Raw genomic sequence first — 21,270 nt, forward strand, 5'->3', positions numbered from 1 at the left:
TGTGGCAAACCCGATCACGGTTCCAGCGCCCACCGCCGGCGACGCCCTACACTCGCTGCAATCCACGGTCGTTACGGTGAGGATCAGCGTGCGACAGCAACGGGACGACTGACACAGGGGTGGAGCAGATGAGCGAGTCGCTCGGGCTATCGATCGGGGTGGCCAATCTGGTTGCCGCCCGCGCGGGCCGCGCTCCGATAACCCGCAGTTCCGTGCTGACGCTCTTCGAACAGCGGCCCACCGAAGTTGGCCTGCCGGAAGAGAATCCGAACCTGACCGAACCCGGCCTGGTGTTGCGGGGGTTCGTCGAACGCGTCGGCGACCGGGCGCCGTTGGTGGCGGCCGACGGCACCAAGTACCTCGGTGCGGCGCTGACGGTCGAGGCGATCGAGGCCATGGCCCGCGCGGTCGGCTACGGGACACCGATCACCATCGCGGTGCCCGCCTATTGGTCCGACGACCAGTTCGCGGCGCTGCGCGAGGAGTTCTTCGCCCAGTCCGACCTGGCGCGCGGCGGGGTGGCGCCGATGCTGGTGTCCGACGCCACGGCCGCGCTCGCGGCGCTGCGCGCCACGACGGGATTCCAGGCCGACGGCGTTATTGCGCTGTGCGACTTCGGCGCCGGCGGCACCACCGTCACGTTGATGGACGCAAAGGCCGGCTTTGCGCCCGTCGGGCACCCCGCGCGGTACACCGACTTCTCCGGCGACGCGATCGATCAGCTCATCCTGGATCACCTGCTGGCCTCCGACGTCAGCACCGCCATGCTCGCCGGCACCGCGCGGGTGGGGTCGCAGGCCCGCCTGCTCGGCGCCTGCCGGCGGGCCAAGGAGCAGCTGTCGACCGCCGCGGTGGGCACCATCGCCGGCGCATCCGGCGACGGCGCCCAGCTGTCCCGCACCGAATTCGAACAACTCATCTCCGCTCCACTGGACCGTTTCCTGTCGTCGGTCGAGGAGTCGTTGCGCCGCAACGCAATTCCGAACGGCAGGCTGAGCGCCGTGGCAATCGCCGGCGGTGGCGCGAACATCCCCCTGTTCAGGGCGCGGTTGGGACAGCGTTTCGGGGTGCCGGTGCACAGCACCGCCCAGCCGGCCCTCAGCGCCGCCGTGGGTGCGGCGGTGCTCGGCCCGCATTACGCGTCGGGGCTTGCGCCGACCGCCGCGGCCGCCGCCGTGGAGACACCGACCGAGATGGTCGGCACCGGCGGCCTCGACATGACCCAGGCCGCCTGGGCGGCCCAGGCCACCGACGTGGATGACGCCCTGGCCTGGTCCCAGGATGCGGACAACGACGAGCCGGTGCCCTACACCGGCCGCGACGCCACCGGCGAGTACGCCAATGAGGCAAAGGAATTCGACGACGCGACCGGCAGCCGCTACGCCGCCGGCCAGGGCAAACTGCCCTGGTACAAACGCACGGCGCTGGTGTTGAGCGTGGCCGGAGCGGGCGCGGCGGTGCTGGTGGCCCTCATATTGGCGATCAACCTGCTGCTCATCAAGTCCACCCCGGTCACTCCCACGCCACCCGCCCCCGGCCAACCCCCGCAGACGGAGACCATCACCGGACCGGACGACAGCACCACCGTCACGGTGATCCCCGCGCCGCCGCCACCGTCCAGCGAGGCGCCGACCACCACCACCACGCCCGCGCCCGAGCCGTCGACCACGACCACGACGGCGCCGCCGAGCACCACGACCACGACCGCCGCGCCCACCACGACATCGCAGGCGACCACCACCGCGGCGCCCACGACCACGCGCTCGCGGCCCATCTTCCAACCCCCGTTCGGGCGCTGACGAGACGGATTTCGCCCGAGTCGCCAAAAGGCCGCGGCAAAGGGCCATTTAACGAAAATTGGTGGCGCTCATCACTCCGACAAACGTCACATCCGGTTAGTGGGTATTAACCAGCAGGCCAGAGGCACCGGCGAACGGCAAGTTAGGGCAGCCTTTCTCGCGCCGAAAGCCGCGGAGATGTAACTATGAGCGGGGCTTAAGCAGGCAAATAAGCACAGGCCGAACTATCTATGCATTGGGGAGACCTTCCGTGACAACGCAGATGCTCATCAGGCTGATCGTGGGCATGGGCATGACGCTGGTCGTGGCCGCACTCGCCGCGCGGCGTGTCCTGTGGCTGTTCAAGCTGATCACGTCCGGCAAGCCGGCCCCGGGGCACACCGACGAACCCGGCAAACGCGTCTGGGCCGAGGTCTCCGAGGTCTTCGGCCAGCGCAAGTTGTTGAAATGGTCCATCCCCGGCTTGGCGCACTTCTTCACCATGTGGGGCTTCTTCATCCTGCTGACGGTCTACATCGAGGCCTACGGTCTGCTGTTCCAGGACAACTTCCACATCCCGATCATCGGGCGCTGGGACGCGCTCGGCTTCCTGCAGGACTTCTTCGCGACCGCGGTCTTCCTCGGCATCGTCACCTTCGCCATCATCCGGTTGATGCGCAGCCCGAAGGAGATCGGCCGCTCGTCACGGTTCTACGGCTCCCACACCGGCGGCGCCTGGCTGGTGCTGTTCATGATCTTCAACGTCGTCTTCACCTACGTATTCGTGCGCGGAGCCGCGGTCAACAACGGCACGCTGCCCTACGGCAACGGCGCCTTCCTGTCGCAACTGTTCGGCGCCATCCTGCGTCCGCTGGGCGAGCCGGCCAACGAGATCATCGAAACGGTGGCGCTACTGGCGCACATCGCGGTGATGCTGGCGTTCCTGATCATCGTGCTGCACTCCAAGCACATGCACATCTTCACGGCGCCGATCAACGTCATCTTCAAGCGGCTGCCCGACGGGCTGGGCCCGCTGCTGCCCCTCGAGCACGACGGCAAGCCGATCGACTTCGAAAACCCGCCCGACGACGCCGAATTCGGTCGCGGCAAGATCGAGGACTTCAGCTGGAAGGCCATGCTGGACTTCGCCACCTGTACCGAGTGCGGGCGCTGCCAGTCGCAGTGCCCGGCGTGGAACACCGGCAAGCCGCTGTCACCCAAGCTCGTCATCATGGACCTACGCGACCACTGGATGGCCAAGGCGCCCTACATCCTGGGCGATAAGGAAAGCCCCCTCGAGAGCACGCCGGAAGGCGGGGTCGGCGAGGAACTGTCCGGCGAAAAGCACGCCGAGGCCCACCACGTCCCGGAGTCCGGCTTCGGCCGCATCATGGGATCCGGCCCCGAGCAGGCCAACCGGCCGCTGGTCGGCACCGAGGAACAGGGCGGCGTCATCGACCCCGACGTGCTGTGGTCCTGCGTGTCCTGCGGCGCCTGCGTCGAGCAGTGCCCGGTGGACATCGAGCACATCGATCACATCATCGACATGCGCCGCTACCAGGTGATGATGGAGTCCGAGTTTCCCTCCGAGCTGTCGGTGCTGTTCAAGAACCTGGAAACCAAGGGCAACCCGTGGGGCCAGAACGCGTCGGACCGCACCAGCTGGATCGACGAGGTCGACTTCGACGTGCCGGTCTACGGCGAGGACGTCGACAGCTTCGACGGGTTCGAGTACCTGTTCTGGGTGGGTTGCGCCGGTGCCTACGACGACAAGGCCAAAAAGACCACCAAGGCCGTCGCCGAGCTGCTGGCCATCGCCGGCGTGAAGTACCTGGTGCTCGGCACCGGCGAGTCCTGCAACGGCGACTCCGCGCGCCGCTCGGGCAACGAGTTCCTGTTCCAGCAGCTGGCCGCCCAGGCCGTCGAGACCCTGGACGGGCTGTTCGAGGGCACCGAGACCGTCGACCGCAAGATCGTCGTCACCTGCCCGCACTGCTTCAACACCCTGGGCCGCGAGTACCGCCAGCTCGGCGCGAACTACTCGGTGCTGCACCACACCCAGCTGCTCAACCGGCTGATCCGGGACAACAAGCTGGTGCCGGTCACCCAGGTGTCGCAGGACATCACCTATCACGACCCCTGCTACCTGGGCCGGCACAACAAGGTCTACGAGGCGCCGCGCGAGCTGATCGGCGCCGCGGGGGCGAACCTGACCGAGATGCCGCGCCACGCCGAGCGCAGCTTCTGCTGCGGCGCCGGGGGCGCGCGGATGTGGATGGAAGAGCACATCGGCAAGCGGATCAACCACGAGCGCGTCGACGAGGCGCTGGCCACCGGGGCCGCCACCATCGCCACCGGTTGCCCGTTCTGCCGGGTGATGGTCACCGACGGTGTCAACGACCGTCAGGAAGAGGCCGGCCGCAGCGGTGTCGAGGTGCTAGACGTCGCGCAGATCCTGCTCGGGTCCCTCGAGTACGACAAGGCGACGCTGCCGGAGAAGGGCACGGCCGCCAAGGAGGCCGAGAAGCGGGCGGCTGAGGCACCGAAGGCGTCGATCGCCACGGCGACCGCACCCACCGAGGCGCCGGCCGAGGAGGCGCCCGCCAAGGCAGAGGCCGCCCCGAAGTCCGAGGCTGCCGCGGCTCCGGTCAAGGGGCTGGGCATCGCCGGCGGCGCCAAGAGGCCCGGCGCGAAGAAGGCCGCGGCCGAACCCGCCGGTGAGGCCACCGCACAGGCGGCCGCCCCCGTCAAGGGGCTGGGCATCGCCGGCGGCGCCAAGAAGCCCGGCGCGAAGAAGGCCGCACCGGCGGCCGAGGCAGCCAAGGCCGAGGCACCGACCGAAGATGGCGAAGCCAAGGCACCCGCCGCACCGGTGAAGGGCCTGGGTCTGGCCGCGGGCGCCAAGCGACCCGGCGCCAAGAAGTCCGCACCGGCGCCCGAGGCCCCCAAGGCCGAGGCGACCGCGGAACCGGCCCCCGCTGCCGAGACCGAGACCAAGCCCGAAGCCAAGGCGCCCGCGGCGCCGGTAAAGGGTCTGGGCATCGCCGCGGGCGCCAAGCGCCCGGGTGCCAAGAAGGCGGCCCCGAAGACCGAGGCACCCAAGGCCGAGGCACCCAAGGCCGAGGCGACTGAGGCTCCCAAGGCCGAAGCCGAGCCGGCGCCGAAAGCGGAGCCGGCAAAGCAGACCGACGGCAACGACGCGCCGGCGCAGCCCCCCGTCAAAGGCCTGGGCATTGCCCGCGGGGCACGTCCCCCGGGCAAGCGCTGACCTGCGTCTTTCCCGCTTGACAGCAAATTTCAGTGGACAGTGATGGCACCATTAGTGGTGTGACCACCCATCACTTGCCCCTGCACACGTCGGCTCATCACCGGCCGCAACGCAGTTTCGCGCAGTCGTCGAAGCTTCAGGACGTCCTGTACGAGATTCGCGGGCCGGTGCACGCGCACGCCGCGCGGCTGGAGGCCGAGGGGCATCGGATTCTCAAGCTCAACATCGGCAACCCGGCGCCGTTCGGCTTCGAGGCGCCCGACGTGATCATGCGGGACATGATCCAGGCCCTGCCGTACGCCCAGGGATACTCCGACTCGCAGGGCATCCTGCCTGCCCGCCGCGCGGTGGTGACCCGCTACGAACTCGTCGACGGCTTCCCCCGGTTCGACGTCGACGACGTCTATCTGGGCAACGGGGTCTCGGAGCTGATCACCATGACGCTGCAGGCCCTGCTCGACAACGGCGACGAGGTGCTCATCCCGTCGCCGGACTACCCGCTGTGGACGGCGTCGACCTCGCTGGCGGGCGGCACACCCGTGCATTACCTGTGCGACGAGACTCAGGGCTGGCAGCCGGACATCGCCGACATGGAGTCCAAGATCACCGACCGCACCAAGGCGCTGGTCGTGATCAACCCGAACAACCCGACCGGCGCCGTCTACAGCAGCGAGGTCCTCACCCAGATCGTCGAGCTCGCGCGCAAGCACGAGCTGCTGCTGCTCGCCGACGAGATCTACGACAAGATCCTTTACGACGACGCCAAGCACATCAACCTGGCCACGCTGGCGCCGGACATGTTGTGCCTGACGTTCAACGGCCTGTCCAAGGCCTATCGGGTGGCGGGCTATCGGGCCGGCTGGCTGGCGATCACCGGGCCCAAGGACCACGCCGCCAGCTTCATCGAGGGCATCAACCTGCTGGCAAACATGCGGCTGTGCCCCAACGTGCCGGCGCAGCACGCGATCCAGGTGGCCCTGGGTGGCCACCAGAGCATCGACGACCTGGTCCTGCCAGGCGGCCGACTGCTCGAGCAGCGCGACGTAGCGTGGACCAAGCTCAACGACATCCCGGGGGTGTCCTGCGTCAAGCCGGAGGGCGCCCTGTACGCGTTCCCCCGGCTCGACCCCGAGGTCTACGACATCGACGACGACGAACAGCTCGTCCTCGACCTGCTGCTGCAGGAGAAGATCCTGGTCACCCAGGGCACCGGCTTCAATTGGCCGGCACCGGATCACCTGCGCATCGTGACGTTGCCGTGGGCCCGTGACCTGGCGGCCGCGATCGAGCGGTTGGGCAACTTCCTGGTCGCCTATCGAGCGTAAGCGCCCGCGCGGCCGCCTCTACTCTCGACCGGGTGACGCACTCCCACTCGCACAGCATGCCGTCGGGCCCGTCAGCCGTTGATCCGTTGCCCGCCAGGGTTGTCGTCGGGTTACTGATCGCGATCGGCGTGGCGGTGGCCGTCGGCGCCATCGTGCTATGGCCCAGCCGACAGCACGTCGACATCCCGATGCCGCTGCAGAACGCGGCCGGCGGCGCGGTGAGCACACAGGCCGGGCACGTGCTGTCCAGCGGAACGGGCGACTGCGGCAGCCCGTCGGTCAGCCAGGTCCTCACCGGCGCGCCGCAGCAGGCGACGCCGGGCGCGGGACGCTGTGTCTTGACCCAGGTCTCGATCGATTCCGGCCCCAACGCCGGGGCCCAGACGCTGCTGGAGTCCTCTCCCGGCCCCGGCCAACCGAAATTCGCGGTGGGCGACCACATTCGGCTGGTGCGGCAGGTCGACGACCAGGGCGCCACCAGCTACGCGTTCTACGACTTCGAACGCGGCTGGGCGCTGGTCGGTTTGGCGATCGCGTTCGCGGTGGTCATCGTGGCGGTGGCGCGCTGGCGCGGGCTGCTCGCGCTGGTGGGCATCGTGGTCGCGTTCTTGGTGCTGGTGATGTTCCTGCTGCCGGCGCTGCGCGACGGCGCACCCGCGGTCCCGGTGGCGCTGGTGGCGTCGGCGGCCATCCTGTACGCGGTCATCTACCTCGCGCACGGGGTCAGCTTGCGGACCAGCGCCGCGCTGCTGGGCACCCTGTCGGCGCTGCTGTTGGCCGCCGGATTGTCCTGGGCGGCAATACAGCTGGCACAGCTGACCGGGCTGTCCGACGAGCAGAACAGCACCGTCAGCGCGTATCTGGGCAATGTGTCGATCGGCGGCCTGCTGCTCGCCGGGTTCATCATCGGATCCCTGGGTGTGCTCAACGACGTGACGGTGACGCAGGCCTCGACGGTGTTCGAGCTCGCCCACCTCGGCGGCACGCGGCGGGCCATCTTTCTGGGTGCCATCCGGGTGGGCCGCGATCACATCGCCAGCACGGTCTACACGCTGGTGCTGGCTTACGCCGGCAGTTCGCTGCCGTTGCTGTTGCTGTTCAGCGTCGCCAACCGGTCGTTGACCGACGTGTTGACCAGCGAGAGCGTGGCCATCGAGATCGCCCGCTCGGCGGTGGGCGGCATGGCGCTGGCGCTGTCGGTGCCGCTGACGACGGCGATCGCCGCGGTGCTGGCCAAACCTAGTGAAAGCGGCTCCGCTCCAACAGATCCAGCAGATAGCCGCCGTAGCCGGACTTGAGCAGGCCGTGCGCGCGCTCGGCCAGCTTCTCGTCGGTGATCCAGCCTCGCCGCCACGCCACTTCCTCGGGCACGCTGACCTTCAGGCCCTGCCGTCGCTCCAGGGTGCGCACGAAATCGCTGGCGTCCAGCAACGAGTCGAACGTCCCGGTGTCCAGCCACGCCGTGCCGCGGGCCATCACCTCGACCGAGAGCCGGCCCCGGTTCAGATAGATCTGGTTGACCTCGGTGATCTCGTACTCGCCGCGGGCCGATTTCTTCAGACCCTTGGCGATTTCGATCACGTCGTTGTCGTAAAAGTACAGACCCGGCACCGCGTAGTTGGATTTCGGCGTCTTGGGCTTCTCCTCCAGCGACAGCGCCCTGCCGTCGTCGCTGAACTCGACGACACCGTATGCCGACGGGTTGGCCACCCAGTACGCGAAAACCGCTCCCCCGCTGATGGATTGGAAGCGGCTCAGGCTGGTGCCCAGCCCCGGGCCGTAGAAGATGTTGTCTCCCAACACCAAAGCCACCGACTCGTTGCCGATGTGATCGGCGCCCAGCACGAAGGCCTGGGCCAGACCGTCTGGGTTTTCCTGCGTCACGTAGGTGATGTTGACGCCGAACTGTGAGCCGTCGGCCAGCAGCCGCTGGAATCCGGGCGCGTCGTGCGGGGTGGTGATCACCAGGATGTCGCGGATTCCGGCCATCATCAGGGTGGACAGCGGGTAGTAGACCATCGGTTTGTCGTAGACCGGCAGCAGCTGCTTACTGATGCCCGTGGTGATCGGATGCAGGCGGGTGCCCGACCCGCCGGCCAGGATGATTCCGCGCATGGACAGCTCCTAATGCCCCGATGGGCCTATTCGACGGCGTCGGACTCGGTGAGCTCGGTGGCCGCCAGCGCCGACGCCAAACTGTCGTGCCGGAACACCGAGGTGACGTGGTCGTGGACGACGCGGAACGCCAGCGCGTTGGTGGCCTCCCCGGGCCCGTCGGCGCTGCCCAGTTTTTGTTCGACGACGACGACGCCGTCGTGCACATACATCTGGCCGAGCTGCGTGTTGGTCCGGTGCGACGAGGCCCAGTTGCGCAGCGCCTCGTGGCCCTGCGCGGCACCGTGCGCGTCGCCGATCTCGATGTCGTCGCTGGATAACGCGGTCAACGTGTCGATGTCGGCGGTGTCGAGGGCGTCGTGCCATGCCAGAACGGTGGCGATCTCCGATGTGGTCATGGTGTGCAAGTTACCGTGCGGGCTCGCGGCTAGAGAGGCGTACGGTCCAACCAGCGCTTCCACACGGCGTCGTCGCCGAACAGCTCGACGCCCGTGTCGGACAGCGGCCGCCGGCGCAGGATCGCCAGCAGCAGTTCGGTGGCGCCACCGCGCAGCGCCGCGCTGCCCTTGCCGTGCTGCTGCGACCAGGCGATCCGGCCTTCTTCGACAGCGATTGTCCACTCGCCGGCTTCGCCCAGGCCGGGATCGGTGGCGTGCAGGTGCAGCGTGTCGCCCCCCTCGAGCGGAAGCGGCGCCCCCTGGCCGCCGGCCTGGATCGCGACCCGCTCCAGCCATTCGGTGATGCCGTCGGCGGCCACGCCGGGGTCCAGGGTGAACTCGCTGCCCAGCGCGATCGCCGCGTCGGCCCGATGCACCGCGACCTCGTGCAACCGGCGCCGGACCCACCAGTTCGCCGGGCGCGACCCGAGGAACGTCCAGACCGGTGTTTGGACCCCGGTCAGCTCGACGGCGTCGACCAGCCGCTGGGCCCCGCCGTGCAACCAGGCGATCGCGCCGGCGGGGTCGGGCGGCGGCTTGCCGCCCTCCACCGTGCGCGGGTCGAGGTAGCTGTCGACTTTGTCGCGCACGATCTGCGCCGCCCAGCGGTCGCCCCGGCCAACATGGCGGAACAGTTGCCGCAGGGTCCAGTCCGGGCAGGTGGGCACCGGCGTGGACTCGTCGGCATCCTGAAAAAGCTCCGCGAAGGCCCGGTTCTCGTCGAGGAATGCTCCGGCGTAGTCCACCCGCGTCAGGTTACCCGCCGGAACGGTCGCCCTCCGCTCCCGCGTGCCTCGCGATCATGATTGCGAGGCACGGCAGACTTGGACGTCAGGTTCGTTGAGGCATGCTGGGCGCCCGGATGACGCCGAATACTGTTGATCCCGAGCAATTTCGGGCTTGGCACTAGGGTCGCGGAGCGCCCAGGCGGTAGACCCGCCAGCCCGCCTGCTGCCAGCGCGCGACGTCCAGGCAATTGCGGCCGTCGACGATGACGCGGGCGCGCACCCGGTCGGCCAGGTCGTCGGGGTCCATGTCGACGAACTGGCGCCACTCGGTGAGCACCAGCACCGCATCCGCGCGCTCGCAGGCCTCTTCGACCGAGACCGCGTAGTTCAGCGTCGGGAACAGCCGCTGCGCGTTGTCCAGCGCCTTGGGGTCATAGACGTTGACCGCGGCGCCGTTGAGCTGCAGCTGACCCGCGACGTTGAGCGCGGGTGAGTCACGCACATCGTCGGATTCGGGCTTGAACGCCGCACCGAGCACCGCGATGTTGGCGCCCAGCAGCGAGCCACCGCAGGCCGCGCTGGCCAGTTCCACCATCCGGGTGCGGCGGCGCATGTTGATGCTGTCCACCTCGCGCAAAAACGTCAGCGCCTGGTCGGCGCCCAGCTCGCCGGCGCGCGCCATGAATGCGCGGATGTCCTTGGGCAGACATCCGCCGCCGAAACCCAAACCGGCATTGAGGAATTGGCGTCCGATCCGGGAGTCGTAGCCCAGCGCATCGGCCAGCAGGCTGACGTCGGCGCCGGCGGCCTCGCATACCTCGGAGATGGCGTTGATGAACGAAATCTTGGTTGCCAGAAAGGCATTGGCGGATACCTTGACCAGTTCCGCGGTCTGCAGATCCGTCAGCAGGAACGGCACCCCGGCGTCGAGCAGCGGTCCGTACAGCTCGCGCACCGCGGCCTCGGCACGCATCGAATCCTCTTTTACGCCCAGCACGATCCGGTCCGGGTGCAGGGTGTCCTGCACGGCGTAACCCTCGCGCAAAAACTCTGGGTTCCAGGCGATTTCGACGTCCACACCCGCCGGCGCCAGCGCGGCCGCTCGCTGGTTCAACTCGGCCGCGGTGCCCACCGGGACGGTCGACTTGCCAACCAGCACAGCCGACGTCGTCAGCCGCGGCACCAGCGCATCGATGACGGCGTACACGTGGCGCAGATCCGCGCCGTACTCGCCCTTCTTCTGCGGTGTGCCCACTCCGAGGAAGTGCACGTCGGCGAAGTCGGCCGCCATGTCGTAATCGGTGGTGAAGCGCAGCCGACCCGCGGCCAGGTTCTCCTTCAACAGCTTTCGCAGGCCTGGCTCGTAGAAGGGGATGTCACCCCCGGCCAGCTTGGCGACCTTGCCCGGGTCGATGTCGATCCCGAGCACGTCGTGTCCCAGTTCCGCCATCCCAACCGCATGGGTGGCGCCGAGGTAACCCGTGCCAAACACGGTGCATCGCATACAACCGGTGTAAGTGGTCGCCATGAGCTAATTGCATCGCGAGGTTGAGCGGGAGGCAAACGGCAGATGACAGGTGCCTGCCGTCAGGCCTCGTGGCGATCGCGAGCGCAGCGTAGCCGGCGAAGCGGTCGCCCCCATCACAACTAGTGGCGACCGAAGCCGCCGTGACCTCCACCGAAGCCGCCGTGACCGCCACCAAAGCCAGGAATTCCGGGGAAGCCGCCGCCACCGCCACCGTGCGGCCCTTCGTCACCACCGCCGTGGCCGCCCCCGGGGGGTCCACCGAAGCCAGGCCCACCGAGGCCCGGGATCGGCAGCGGAATGGGCACCGGGATCGGCGCCACCGCGGGCGGAGGAGGCGGCGGAGCCACCGGCGCCGGTGCGGGGGCCTCAGGCACCGGAATCGGAGCCGCCGGTGCGGGTGCGGGAGCCGCCGGTGCCGGGGCGGGCGCCGGCTGAGCCGCCTCGGGAGCGGGAGCCGGGGCGGGTGCCGCCGGCGCGGGCGCCTGTTCGGGAGCCGGAGCCGCGGGAGCCGGCGCGGGCCGGGTGGGCGCGACGACGACGTTCTGGTTCGGGTTCGGCCGGACGCTGGCCGTCGGCCGGATGGCAATGGCCAGTGACACCACCAGTGCCACCACGCCGATGACGAAGATTCCCGCCACCACGCTTCCCACCAGCCTGAACGAGCTGCGCTCGTGGTAGTCCGCGTCGACCAGCTCCGTCGCGGCGGTCTGCGAGCCGGTGAAGAACTCATCCGGGTCGTCGGGCACCGCGCTGTAGGCGAGCCCGTCGGCGCCGGCCTCGCCCGGTGTGTCGAAATAGCCCGGCGCCACGGCCAGCGGGTTGATCGCGCCGGTGCCGGGATCCTGCGCGTAGGCCAGGGCCGCGGTGGACGATGAGAACAGCGGGGCGTGCGCCGACGCCAGCGCCGCGCCGCGGGCCAGGGCGGTGTCCGGTTCCTCGGGCGCGGTCAGCGGCAGGGTGGTCGCCGCCTCCAGGGCGGGCTTGATCAGCGGGATGTCGATGCCGGAGCCGACGACGAATACGGCGTCCGGGCGGCTTTCCATGTTCTCCGCGCCGGAGACAAGACGGGTCAGCTCGGCCACGGCCGCCTCATCGTCGTCCGGGAGGACTTGGCGCCGGACATCGGAGATGGATCCGTCCGCGCTGTTGACCACCGCAAGCGTCGCGGTGTCGGGCTCGATGTAGAGCAACGCGGTCTGCGCGTAGTTGGTCTGGTGGCCGACCGCCTGGGCCAGCGCCGCCGCGGCCAGGAAGGCCGAGACGAGCATCACATTTTCGACTTTGTGGGCGGCCAGCTTGTCGCGCAGCGCGGCTGCCTCGAGGGGATCGGTGAACGTGACCCCGGTCGACGCCAGTTGGTAGCCGCCCTCTGTTGCGCCCTGACGCGTCCCCAAGATGGCCGAGACTACCTGGTCCGAGGCGGTTACCGTTGCTGCATCAGCGGCCGCGGCGACGTCGAAATTGTCTTCATCGACGGTCGCGCCGTCGCCGTTTTCCCCCTCGACCAGCACCATCCGGACTGCAGTCGGGGCCATCGACACGCCAAGTACGGTGTCCAAAGCTCCTCCAATAGTCGTTTGCTAGCCGATCACGGCCGGGGGCGCGCTCGTCGCACCATGTGATCGCGCGAAACGTCGCTGAGTCCCCAACCGTATTCCCCTAACGACCCGATTTTACGCGCGTTCGGCGTTCGGGTGGCGACCCGGGACGGAGCCGCGAGCGAGCTACGGCGACGGAATCTGCGTACCCAGGTGGCGGTGCAGCCAGTCATCCCAGTGTTGATGGTCACCGGAATGCGGCGGGGGTTGCGGCGGCGACGGCGCGGGGGCCTGCGGCGGGGCCGCAGGCACCTCCGACGGCGCGGGCGCCGGCGCGTTCGACGGCGGGGGCGGGCCCGGCGGACCGGCGTCCGGATTCTGCGGGGCGACGACGTTGGTGCTGACGTCGGGCTGCTGGTCCGCGTGCGGGCCGATGCCGAAGACCAGTGCCAGCGCCAATGCCACGAGGCCGCCGACGAAGACCGAGGTGACGGCGGCGATCATCAAGATCGACTTGCGGCTGCGCCGCTGCCGCGACTCGGCGGCCGGGTGGGCGTCGGAGGCCGGGTCGTCCACGGCGCTGTAGGCGAGTTCGACCGCAGCGGCCGACGAAGTCTGCGCGGCCGGCATCGAGACCGTGCGGGGCGCTCCCAGCTTCGCGTTCGCCGCGGCCAACGAGGCACCGCGCGCCAGGGCCATCTCGGGTTCCTCGGGGGTGGTGACCGACAGAGCGGTCGCGGCCTCGAGCGTCGGCTTGATCGACGGGATGTCCACCTCCGAGCCGACCAGAAACACCCCGTCGGCGCTCATCGACTCGGCGCCCGAGACCATCGAGGTCAGCTTCGCCAGTGCGGCGTCGTCGCTGCCCGGCAGTGCGTGCCGGTGTACGTCGGTGACGCTCCCGTTGGAGGTGTCGACGACCGCCAGTGTCGCGCTGCCCGGCTCGACGAGCAGCAACGCGGTGCGCGCCCAGTTGGTGGCGCTGCCCATGGCCTGCGCCAGCGCCGCGGCGGCCATGACCGCCGAGACCAGCATTACGTTCTCAATCTTGCGGGCCGCCAACACGTCTCGCAGCGCAGCCGCCTTGACGGGGTCGGTCCAGCTCACTCCGCTGGATCGGAGCCGGTACCCACCCTGGGCCGCGCTGTCGCGGGTGCCGAGGATGGCTGAGACGACGTGATTCGCTGCGGCGATGGGGGTTTCGTTGCCCGCGACGTCGAAACCGTCCTGGTCGACGGTCACCCCGCCGGCGGCCTCACCTTCGATGAGCACCATGCGGACCGTCTCAGGTGCCATAGACACGCCGAGTACGACGTCCATCGCTCCTCCAAATCGTCCAATTGGTTGCTGCGCCATGCCAGGACAGCCGCGTTGCCACCACGTCGGGGTCTCGCGCTCGAGTGTCAGCCGGACGTACGAAGAGTTCTGGCCGCGGCCACACCCCAATCCGCCAGCCTAGCGCGCCCGGTCAGACACGGGGGTGAAGTGCAACACGCTACCGACGGCCAAAGCCATGACCACCGCCGAAGCCGTGGCCGCCGAAGCCATGCCCCCCGCCGAAGCCGTGGCCGCCCCCGAAGCCGTGGCCCCCGCCGAACGGTCCGTGACCGCCACCGAAGGGGCCGCGGCCGCCGAAGGGCCCGTGGCCACCGCCCAGCCCGGGCACCGGTAGGCGGGGTGGCGGAACGAACACGGGCGGCGGCAGGACCGGTAGGGCCGGGGCGGCGGGAGGCGGCGGCGCGATGGGGCGCGGCGCGGCCAGCGGCCGCGGTGGTGCGATCTTGGGCTGAGCCTGCACCGGTGGCGCGGGGTTGACCGGGGCCGGCGTGGGGGCCGGGGCGACGATGTTCTCGTTGGGGCTGGGCCGTAATGCCACGGTCGGGCGAATGCTGATCGCCAGCGCGATTTCCAGCGCCACCACCGCGGCGATGAAGATCACCGCCAGCGAGCTGCTGACCAGCAAGAAAGACTTGCGCCGACGCGCGCGTTCGTCGAGACCGATGAGGGTTTTGGCGTCGGCGTCATCATCCGCCACGGCGCTGTAGGCGACGTTGGTCTTGCCCTTGTCGACATCGGCGGCCAGGGCCGCGATGTGGCTGCGATATTCGGGCTGATAACCGGGCAGCAGGCCGGGGTACTGTCCGGCGAGCACCAGCGGGTCGACCTCGCCGGTGCCCGGATCCAGCGCGTAGGCCAGCGCGGCCGTCGACGACGCGAATAGCGGGGCATTCGCCGACGCCAGCGCGGCCCCTCGCGCCAGCGCCATCTCCGGCTCGTCAGGCACGGACAACTCGAGCGAGGTCGCGGCCTCCAATACCGGCGTGATCAGCGGGATGTCGACGCCGGAGCCGACGAGAACCAGCCCTTCGGGGTGCGTTTCGAGCGCCTCGGCGCCGGAAGCCATGTCGACGAGTTCGGCTACCGCCTGGTCCTCGTCGTCCGGAAGGACTCTGCGGCGCACCTCCGAGACCGAGCCGTCAGCGGTGTCGACGACGGCCAGGGTTGCGCTGTAGGGCTCGACGAAGAGCATCGCGGTGCGTGCGTAGTTGGTGGCGTCGCCGACGGCCTGCGTCAGCGCGGCCGCGGCCATGAAGGCCGAGACCAGCATGACGTTTTCGACCTTGTGTGAAATCAGCGCATCGCGCAGCATCGCCGCTTCGACGTGATCGGTCCACGTCACACCCGTCGACAGCAGTTGGTAGCCGCCGTCGGTGGCACCTTCCCGGGTGCCGAGGATCGCCGAGATCACCTCCGTGGGGGCGGTGCCGGGCCTGGCGGTGCGCTGCGTGTCGACGTCGAAGTCCTCCTCGTCGACGGTGACACCGTCGGCGCTCTCGCCTTCGACCAGCACCATGCGCACCTTCGTCGGCGTCATCGAGACGCCAAGCACGATGCCCACCACCGCTTAAGCTCCCCCTGCCCAATTTGCTGTGTTGCTCGACACCCCCATCGGCAACACCGCTATCTACCGACCACCAGGAATTTCCTGCCACAGCAGATCAAGGGCCGCATGCCCGCACACATTGCTGGGCTGATGAAATTCTGGCGGTGAGGCGGCATTTTTTGGCCAGCCTCAATATCCCGACCCTACCCGTGTGAGCTCGCAGGGAGTCCGCGCGATTGCTGTGGGTTGGTTGGCAAACGGGTTAGCGGTGTCCGCCGCCGCCACCACCGCCGCCGAAGCCGCCGCCACCGCCGTGACCACCGCCGAAGCCGCCGCCACCGCCGAAGCCGCCGCCGGCGTGGCCGCCACCGAAGCCGCCGCCGGGAGCCGGAGCATGACCGCCGCCGAACCCGCCGAAGCCGCCGCCGGGTGCCGGGGCGTGTCCCCCGCCGAACCCGCCGAGACCACCACCGCCGGGTGCCGGGGCGTGACCGCCGCCGAAGCCACCGAAGCCGCCGCCGGGGCCGCCCGCCGGAGGTGTGGGAATGTGGCCGCCGCCCAGACCACCGGGACCGCCCGAACCTGGGGTGGGAACGTGCCCGCCACCCAGGCCACCGGGACCACCCGATCCCGGGGTGGGAGCGTGCCCGCCACCCAGGCCACCGGGACCACCGGAGCCCGGCGTGGGAACGTGGCCACCACCCAGGCCACCAGGACCACCCGATCCCGGCGTGGGCACGTGGCCACCACCCGAGCCACCGCCGCCCGACCCAGGTGTCGGGACGTGTCCGCCCGGACCACCCGAACCCGGCGTCGGGACGTGCCCGCCCGGGCCATTCTCACCGGGCGTCGGAGAGTGTCCGCCCCCGTAGTTACCGGGGCCGCTCGGCTTGGGCGGGGTGCCCTCGCCGGGGGGCGTCTGGTGCGGGGGTGACTGCGGCACGGTGACCTGCGGGGGCTGGGGCAGGTGCACAGGAGGTTGCGGCTGCACCGGTTGCGGGATGGAGAGACGCGGCGGGACCGCCAGCATCGGGGGCTCGACCGGGTCGGGAACCGGAATGTGCACGGGCACCGGAACCGGAACCGGGGGGACCACGACGGGAACCGGAACGATCGGCGCGGCGGGCGGCGGAGGCGCCGCCGGAAGCGGAACCGCGGGCAGCGGCGCGGCCACCGGCGGGCTCAACGGCTGCGGCGCCGTCGCCGGGGCGGGCAAGCTGATCTTCGACAGCGGTTGGGACGCCTGCACCGGCGCCGGCGCCGGGGCCTGTTCGGGCACGATGAGGTGCTGGCCCGGGGTGGGCTGCAAGGCAACGGTTCCCGTGGTGCGGATGCCGATCGCCAACGCGATCTCGAGCGCCAGCACCGCGCTGATCCCGACCACCGCCAGCCCGCTGCCGACCAGCAGGGCCGGGCGCCGCCTGGGCTGGCTCTCTTCGGGAAGGAAGAGCTTCTCGATGACGACGGTCGGCGACTCGGCGTCGTCGTCGCCGACCGCGCTGTAGGCGAACTCGTCGTCGCCGGGTTCTTGCCCGAACGGGACATAGAGGTATTCGGGAAGGGAGTACTGGTCGACCGCGCCGGTGCCCGGGTCTTGCGCATAGGCCAGCGCGGCGGTCGACGAGGCAAACAGCGGCGCGTTCGCCGACGCCAGTGCCGCCCCGCGAGCCAGCGCCGTCTCCGGCTCCTCGGCCACACTCACGTCGAGGAACGTCGTCGCCTGCAACACCGGCTTCAGCGGAGCGACGTCGATGCCCGAGCCGACCAAAACCAGGCCGCCCGGCAGGAGTTCCAGCTTCTGCATCCCGGCGACCATCGCGCTGAGCTGCTCGGCGGCGTCGCCGTAGGACTCGGCGTGAATCTGTTGTTTGTAGACGTCCGGGATGGAACCGTCGGAGGTCTCGACGACCGCCAGCGTCGCGGTGTCGGACTCGACCAGCAGCACGGCGGTGCGCTCGTAACCCATTGCCCCGCCGACGTTTTGCGCCAGCGCCGCCGCGGCCAGAAAGGCCGAGACCAGCATCACGTTGTCGATCCGGTGGGCGGCCAGCGCGTCGCGAAGCGCCGCGGCTTCGAGTTGATCCGTCCACGTCACGCCGATCGATGACAGCTCGAGACCGGCATCGACCGCGCCCTCGCGGGTGCCCAGGATGGCGGAGATCACTTGATCGGGCCCGGTCGTCGTAGCCGTGTCGTCGACGTCAGTGACGTCGAACGTGTCCTCTTCTACCGTGGCGCCGTCGGCGTATTCGCCTTCCAGCACGACCATTTGGATCGATGACGGTGCCATCGACACCCCGAGCACGATATCCAAAACAAACCCCTCCAAAGGTGTTGCACGATGAACCATGGCCAGGCGGAGGAAAAAACCACGGCTAACTAAGTATCGCGCACAACGGGAGCGTGAGAGCGCTCTAGAACCTATGTAGTCCTTATGAAGTTTTGATAGGAGCGCGACGGGGTCGGTCCTCGCTGGCCCTGATACTTCGAACCTACTTGCTTACTGCCGTAAGGGTGTTCGGCGGGACTCGTCAGCCGCAGAATGCACAGCTGACCGATCTTCATGCCCGGCCACAGGGTGATCGGCAGGTTGGCGACGTTGGACAGCTCCAGCGTGATGTGACCGCTGAAGCCGGGATCGATGAACCCCGCGGTCGAATGCGTGAGCAGGCCGAGGCGGCCCAGCGACGACTTGCCCTCCAGGCGCCCGGCGAGGTCGTCCGGCAAGGTGATCAGTTCCAGCGTCGAACCCAGCACGAATTCGCCGGGATGCAGCACGAACGGCTCGCCGGCGTCCGGTTCGACCAGGGTGGTCAGCTCGTCCTGTTGCTTGGCCGGGTCGATGTGGGTGTAGCGGGTGTTGTTGAACACCCGGAACATGCAGTCAAGCCGCACGTCGATGCTGGACGGCTGCACCAGGCCGGCTTCGAATGGCTCGATGCCGAGCCGCCCGGCGGTGATTTCGGCCCTGAGGTCGCGATCGGAGAGCAGCACGCGACGAGCCTAGCTGGCTCGCCCACGCGTTCAGCGGAGGTAGACCTCGCTGCCGGTGGGGTATCCGCCCCCGGTGGTCGTGACGTGCACGTGGTCGTAGTGGCCCAGCCGACTCGTCTGGGCTCCGTTGGGCGTGTAGTAGACGCCCCGCCAGATCGCGTCCTGGATGCCGAACCGGTTGGCGTTCTGCAGCACGTAGGCGACGATCGCATTGCCCAGCGCGATGCCCTCGGCCGACTCCGGGTTGGGAATCATCACGTCGACCGCCAGGCCTAGAGGGTGCCACGGCAACGGATCCGGGCGCACTCCCCCCATCTCATGGATCTGCGGGAAGTCGGCGGTGATGCTGCGCGCGACCAGGATCGTCCGGATCTGCATGCCCCGTTCCGGGGCGACATCGGCGGTCAGGAAACGGGCTCGGGTGTGATACCGCGAGGCCGCGGTGGGCTCGCCGTCAGGGGATCCCTTAATGAGCCGATGCGACGCCGCGGTCACGATCTGCACGCAGCATGGAGCGGTCTCGTTGATAACGGGTTTTGCCTCGGTGCGGGGCGCAGAGGGGTGGACGTCCGCGGCCACCGCGAAGAAGACAGCCGCGGGGGCGAGCACCGCTGCCAGGGCCACCGACGGTTTTCGCCGCTTCCTGGCTAATTCGTGTCGACCCACCCGGTGCACATTACGGTGCAATAACGAAATAATAAATATGAGTATGTGAATTTGTGAAAAGAATAACTCTTTCCGGCGCGACGGCGCACCGCGGGCCCTTCGCTGCGGTCGACGCGCCATCCCGACCTCTACGGCTGCCGTGGGTGCTAGCCTTCGTTGGCGACAGTGCCGATGTAGTTCAATGGCAGAACATCAGCTTCCCAAGCTGAATACGCGGGTTCGATTCCCGTCATCGGCTCCACGAAAGCCCAGCTAGGTGGCCACGCCGCCTGTGGCCTGAGCCCACGGTCAGCGCCGAACCAAAATTTCCGGGGCGTCGGCCCTGCGGCCCGGCGGGGGCGTCGCGGGCCTTCTGCGCGTCCAGAATGAGGCCACCGAGCGGGTGAACATGGTATCTGTCCACCGGGCGCTCCCAAGAGCCTCACCCCGGAACCTTCCGCACCTACGGCGTTGACCGGTTCGAACGGGTGAAGCTAGGCGTTGATGTTGACCTTCAAGTCGCTTGGACGGACACGCCATACCGCATGCGGGCGGCTGTCCATCTTGGCCTGCAGCGCGGCGAGCTCGCTCTGGAACTGCAACATGGCCGCCCTGGCGGGGTAGTCGAGCGCGACGCGATTGAAGTCGTCCATGAGGGCGCGCCGGGGCACGTTCAGGTTGTAGTTTGCGTTGACGAGGCGCTGATACACGTCCAATGGCTCAGGTTGGAAATCGTTGTATATTCGCGCCGGCTGGCGGTGTGTCCAGAGCTGGTAGTTCCACATAGAACTGCCGAGGATCTCGTGCTGCACGGTCACCAGGTACAGTTGGCCCGCCAGCATCCGCGCCAATTTGTCCCAAGTGAAATTCTGGGGGTCCACGCCAACTCCGTTGGGAACGCGCGCGTTAAGTTCCTCGAGCCAAGCCAGTGTCTCCCGGTCGCGGCGCACATTGTTGGCGCCCAACGCATTCCGTGGGAAGTAATTGTGCAGATAGTCACGCACGAAGCGGTGCATGACGTCGAACAGCGCCTCCAGGTTCCGCTGCGTCGGTGTGTCGAAGCCGGCAGCGCGCACATGACGGGACCTACCGTCCGCCTCGGGGTCATTGACGATGTGTCGATACTTCAGGTAAGTGTCGTCGAATAGGTCGCACATGCCCTTGAAAGTAAAGCTAAAGGTGGTCTCGAAGTCGCCACCGCGAACCATCTGGCCGCGGGTGACCATGTCGTTGCTCTGCTGGGTGCCGTAAATGAACGGCCACAGCAGCCTGAACACCGGGTGGTCGCGCGAGAGGTTGTTGCGCGTCGCAATCGCCAACTGAGCGCCGCCCGCCAGGTGCACCCAGTTGAAGTGGCGCACGAGCGAGAGGTGCGTCGAGGCGGCGCACAACACGATCTTGCAGGCCTGGTCCCACTGCGGATCGGTTGGTTTGACTCTTTTGCCCAGCGCGCATTCGATGCGATAGGCCTGCAGCGCACCTCGTCTGGTGTCTTCGACGAAATACACGCGCGAACCGATTTTCACTAGCCCGGGGTGGTGCTCGTATTTGTCGAGCATGCGGAGGTCCCACTCCCAAAGGGTGTTTCGGATGCGCTTGGTGTAGCAAGCGAAGGGACCGCGCACCGCCAGCGAGCCGAGGTCCGGGCTGCCCAGATACTCTGCCGGCAGTTCGGGCGCATGAAAGCGGGTGCGGCGCAGCCCTTTGAAGGCTCGGTTCAACGCCACGTGCGGGTCGGCGTCTATCCGCGGCAGGCGCGGCTGCATGGGTGAAAACGCGGTGTAGAGCCAGACCTGAACTTGATAAGCCTTAGTGTTACGCCACGACCTCTCATCCCTTGGGATGTCGGCGCGCGGGCAAACCATCACGTTGCGTAGCGGCACCTCGGGAATCGCGTCGATCATCGGCTTTGGATGGATACGGCGCTGCCTGGCCGGGGGCGACGGGATGTCGAGCGGCTTACTGGCGGCGAATTTCAACCAGGCTATGAAGTCCCAGAATCCACGCCGCACGAACCACCTCAGCATTAG

15 protein-coding genes and 1 tRNA gene are annotated in these 21,270 nt (G+C 68.6%); 5 read left to right on the forward strand and 11 right to left on the reverse strand.

Features of this window, described 5'->3' with window-relative positions; all coding sequences use genetic code 11:
- Positions 1-128 precede the first annotated feature (128 nt).
- The 4 genes from MTY59_RS05200 to MTY59_RS05215 all read left to right on the forward strand — a co-directional run bounded on the left by MTY59_RS05200 (position 129) and on the right by MTY59_RS05215 (position 7,669).
- Positions 129-1,799, forward strand: coding sequence for an Hsp70 family protein (locus tag MTY59_RS05200; protein ID WP_221044731.1), 1,671 nt, complete (start codon positions 129-131; stop codon positions 1,797-1,799).
- A gap of 250 nt (positions 1,800-2,049) precedes the next feature.
- Complete coding sequence (locus MTY59_RS05205; protein ID WP_221044732.1) at positions 2,050-5,046, forward strand: heterodisulfide reductase-related iron-sulfur binding cluster; 2,997 nt, start codon at positions 2,050-2,052, stop codon at positions 5,044-5,046.
- A 32-nt stretch (positions 5,047-5,078) separates the two neighbouring features.
- The gene (locus MTY59_RS05210) at positions 5,079-6,371 is read left to right on the forward strand and encodes a pyridoxal phosphate-dependent aminotransferase (RefSeq protein ID WP_221044733.1); all 1,293 of its coding nucleotides are present in this window, start codon (positions 5,079-5,081) and stop codon (positions 6,369-6,371) included.
- 32 nt (positions 6,372-6,403) lie between these two features.
- Entirely contained in the window at positions 6,404-7,669 is a 1,266-nt protein-coding gene (locus tag MTY59_RS05215; RefSeq protein ID WP_221044734.1) for a YibE/F family protein, read from the forward strand.
- On the opposite strand, the gene rfbA is transcribed toward MTY59_RS05215, so the two are convergent.
- The 10 genes from rfbA to MTY59_RS05265 all read right to left on the reverse strand — a co-directional run bounded on the left by rfbA (position 7,611) and on the right by MTY59_RS05265 (position 19,261).
- A complete protein-coding gene (gene rfbA / locus MTY59_RS05220; protein WP_221044735.1) occupies positions 7,611-8,486 on the reverse strand; it encodes a glucose-1-phosphate thymidylyltransferase RfbA in 876 nt (291 codons plus the stop codon). The two genes, MTY59_RS05215 and rfbA, sit on opposite strands and share 59 nt — an antisense overlap.
- 26 nt (positions 8,487-8,512) lie before the next feature.
- A complete protein-coding gene (locus tag MTY59_RS05225; RefSeq protein WP_221044736.1) occupies positions 8,513-8,884 on the reverse strand; it encodes a nuclear transport factor 2-like protein in 372 nt (123 codons plus the stop codon).
- Between the two features lie 29 nt (positions 8,885-8,913).
- Positions 8,914-9,669, reverse strand: coding sequence for a maleylpyruvate isomerase family mycothiol-dependent enzyme (locus MTY59_RS05230; protein WP_221044737.1), 756 nt, complete (start codon positions 9,667-9,669; stop codon positions 8,914-8,916).
- Between the two features lie 160 nt (positions 9,670-9,829).
- Positions 9,830-11,155 carry a UDP-glucose dehydrogenase family protein gene (locus MTY59_RS05235; protein ID WP_221044738.1) on the reverse strand — a complete coding sequence of 442 codons (1,326 nt, stop codon included), beginning with the start codon at positions 11,153-11,155 and terminating at the stop codon, positions 9,830-9,832.
- Positions 11,156-11,298: 143 nt separating this feature from the next.
- On the reverse strand, positions 11,299-12,738 hold the full coding sequence (locus tag MTY59_RS05240) for a DUF7159 family protein (protein WP_431190731.1): 1,440 nt from the start codon (positions 12,736-12,738) through the stop codon (positions 11,299-11,301).
- A 165-nt stretch (positions 12,739-12,903) separates the two neighbouring features.
- Complete coding sequence (locus tag MTY59_RS05245) at positions 12,904-14,037, reverse strand: DUF7159 family protein (protein WP_221044739.1); 1,134 nt, start codon at positions 14,035-14,037, stop codon at positions 12,904-12,906.
- A 175-nt stretch (positions 14,038-14,212) separates the two neighbouring features.
- Positions 14,213-15,619, reverse strand: a complete 1,407-nt coding sequence (locus tag MTY59_RS05250) for a DUF7159 family protein (RefSeq protein WP_221044740.1) — start codon at positions 15,617-15,619, stop codon at positions 14,213-14,215.
- Between the two features lie 244 nt (positions 15,620-15,863).
- Positions 15,864-17,891, reverse strand: a complete 2,028-nt coding sequence (locus tag MTY59_RS05255) for a DUF7159 family protein (RefSeq protein ID WP_221044741.1) — start codon at positions 17,889-17,891, stop codon at positions 15,864-15,866.
- 131 nt (positions 17,892-18,022) lie between these two features.
- Positions 18,023-18,595, reverse strand: a complete 573-nt coding sequence (gene dcd / locus MTY59_RS05260) for a dCTP deaminase (RefSeq protein WP_221044742.1) — start codon at positions 18,593-18,595, stop codon at positions 18,023-18,025.
- Positions 18,596-18,625: 30 nt separating this feature from the next.
- Complete coding sequence (locus MTY59_RS05265) at positions 18,626-19,261, reverse strand: VldE C-terminal domain-containing protein (RefSeq protein ID WP_221044743.1); 636 nt, start codon at positions 19,259-19,261, stop codon at positions 18,626-18,628.
- Positions 19,262-19,428: 167 nt separating this feature from the next.
- Here MTY59_RS05265 and MTY59_RS05270 point away from each other — a divergent pair.
- Positions 19,429-19,502, forward strand: a tRNA-Gly gene (locus MTY59_RS05270).
- A 232-nt stretch (positions 19,503-19,734) separates the two neighbouring features.
- Here MTY59_RS05270 and MTY59_RS05275 read toward each other — a convergent pair.
- Entirely contained in the window at positions 19,735-21,252 is a 1,518-nt protein-coding gene (locus MTY59_RS05275; protein WP_221044744.1) for a hypothetical protein, read from the reverse strand.
- Between the last annotated feature and the right edge of the window lie 18 nt (positions 21,253-21,270).

The organism is Mycobacterium senriense (assembly GCF_019668465.1).
GTDB classification, from domain to species: domain Bacteria; phylum Actinomycetota; class Actinomycetes; order Mycobacteriales; family Mycobacteriaceae; genus Mycobacterium; species Mycobacterium senriense.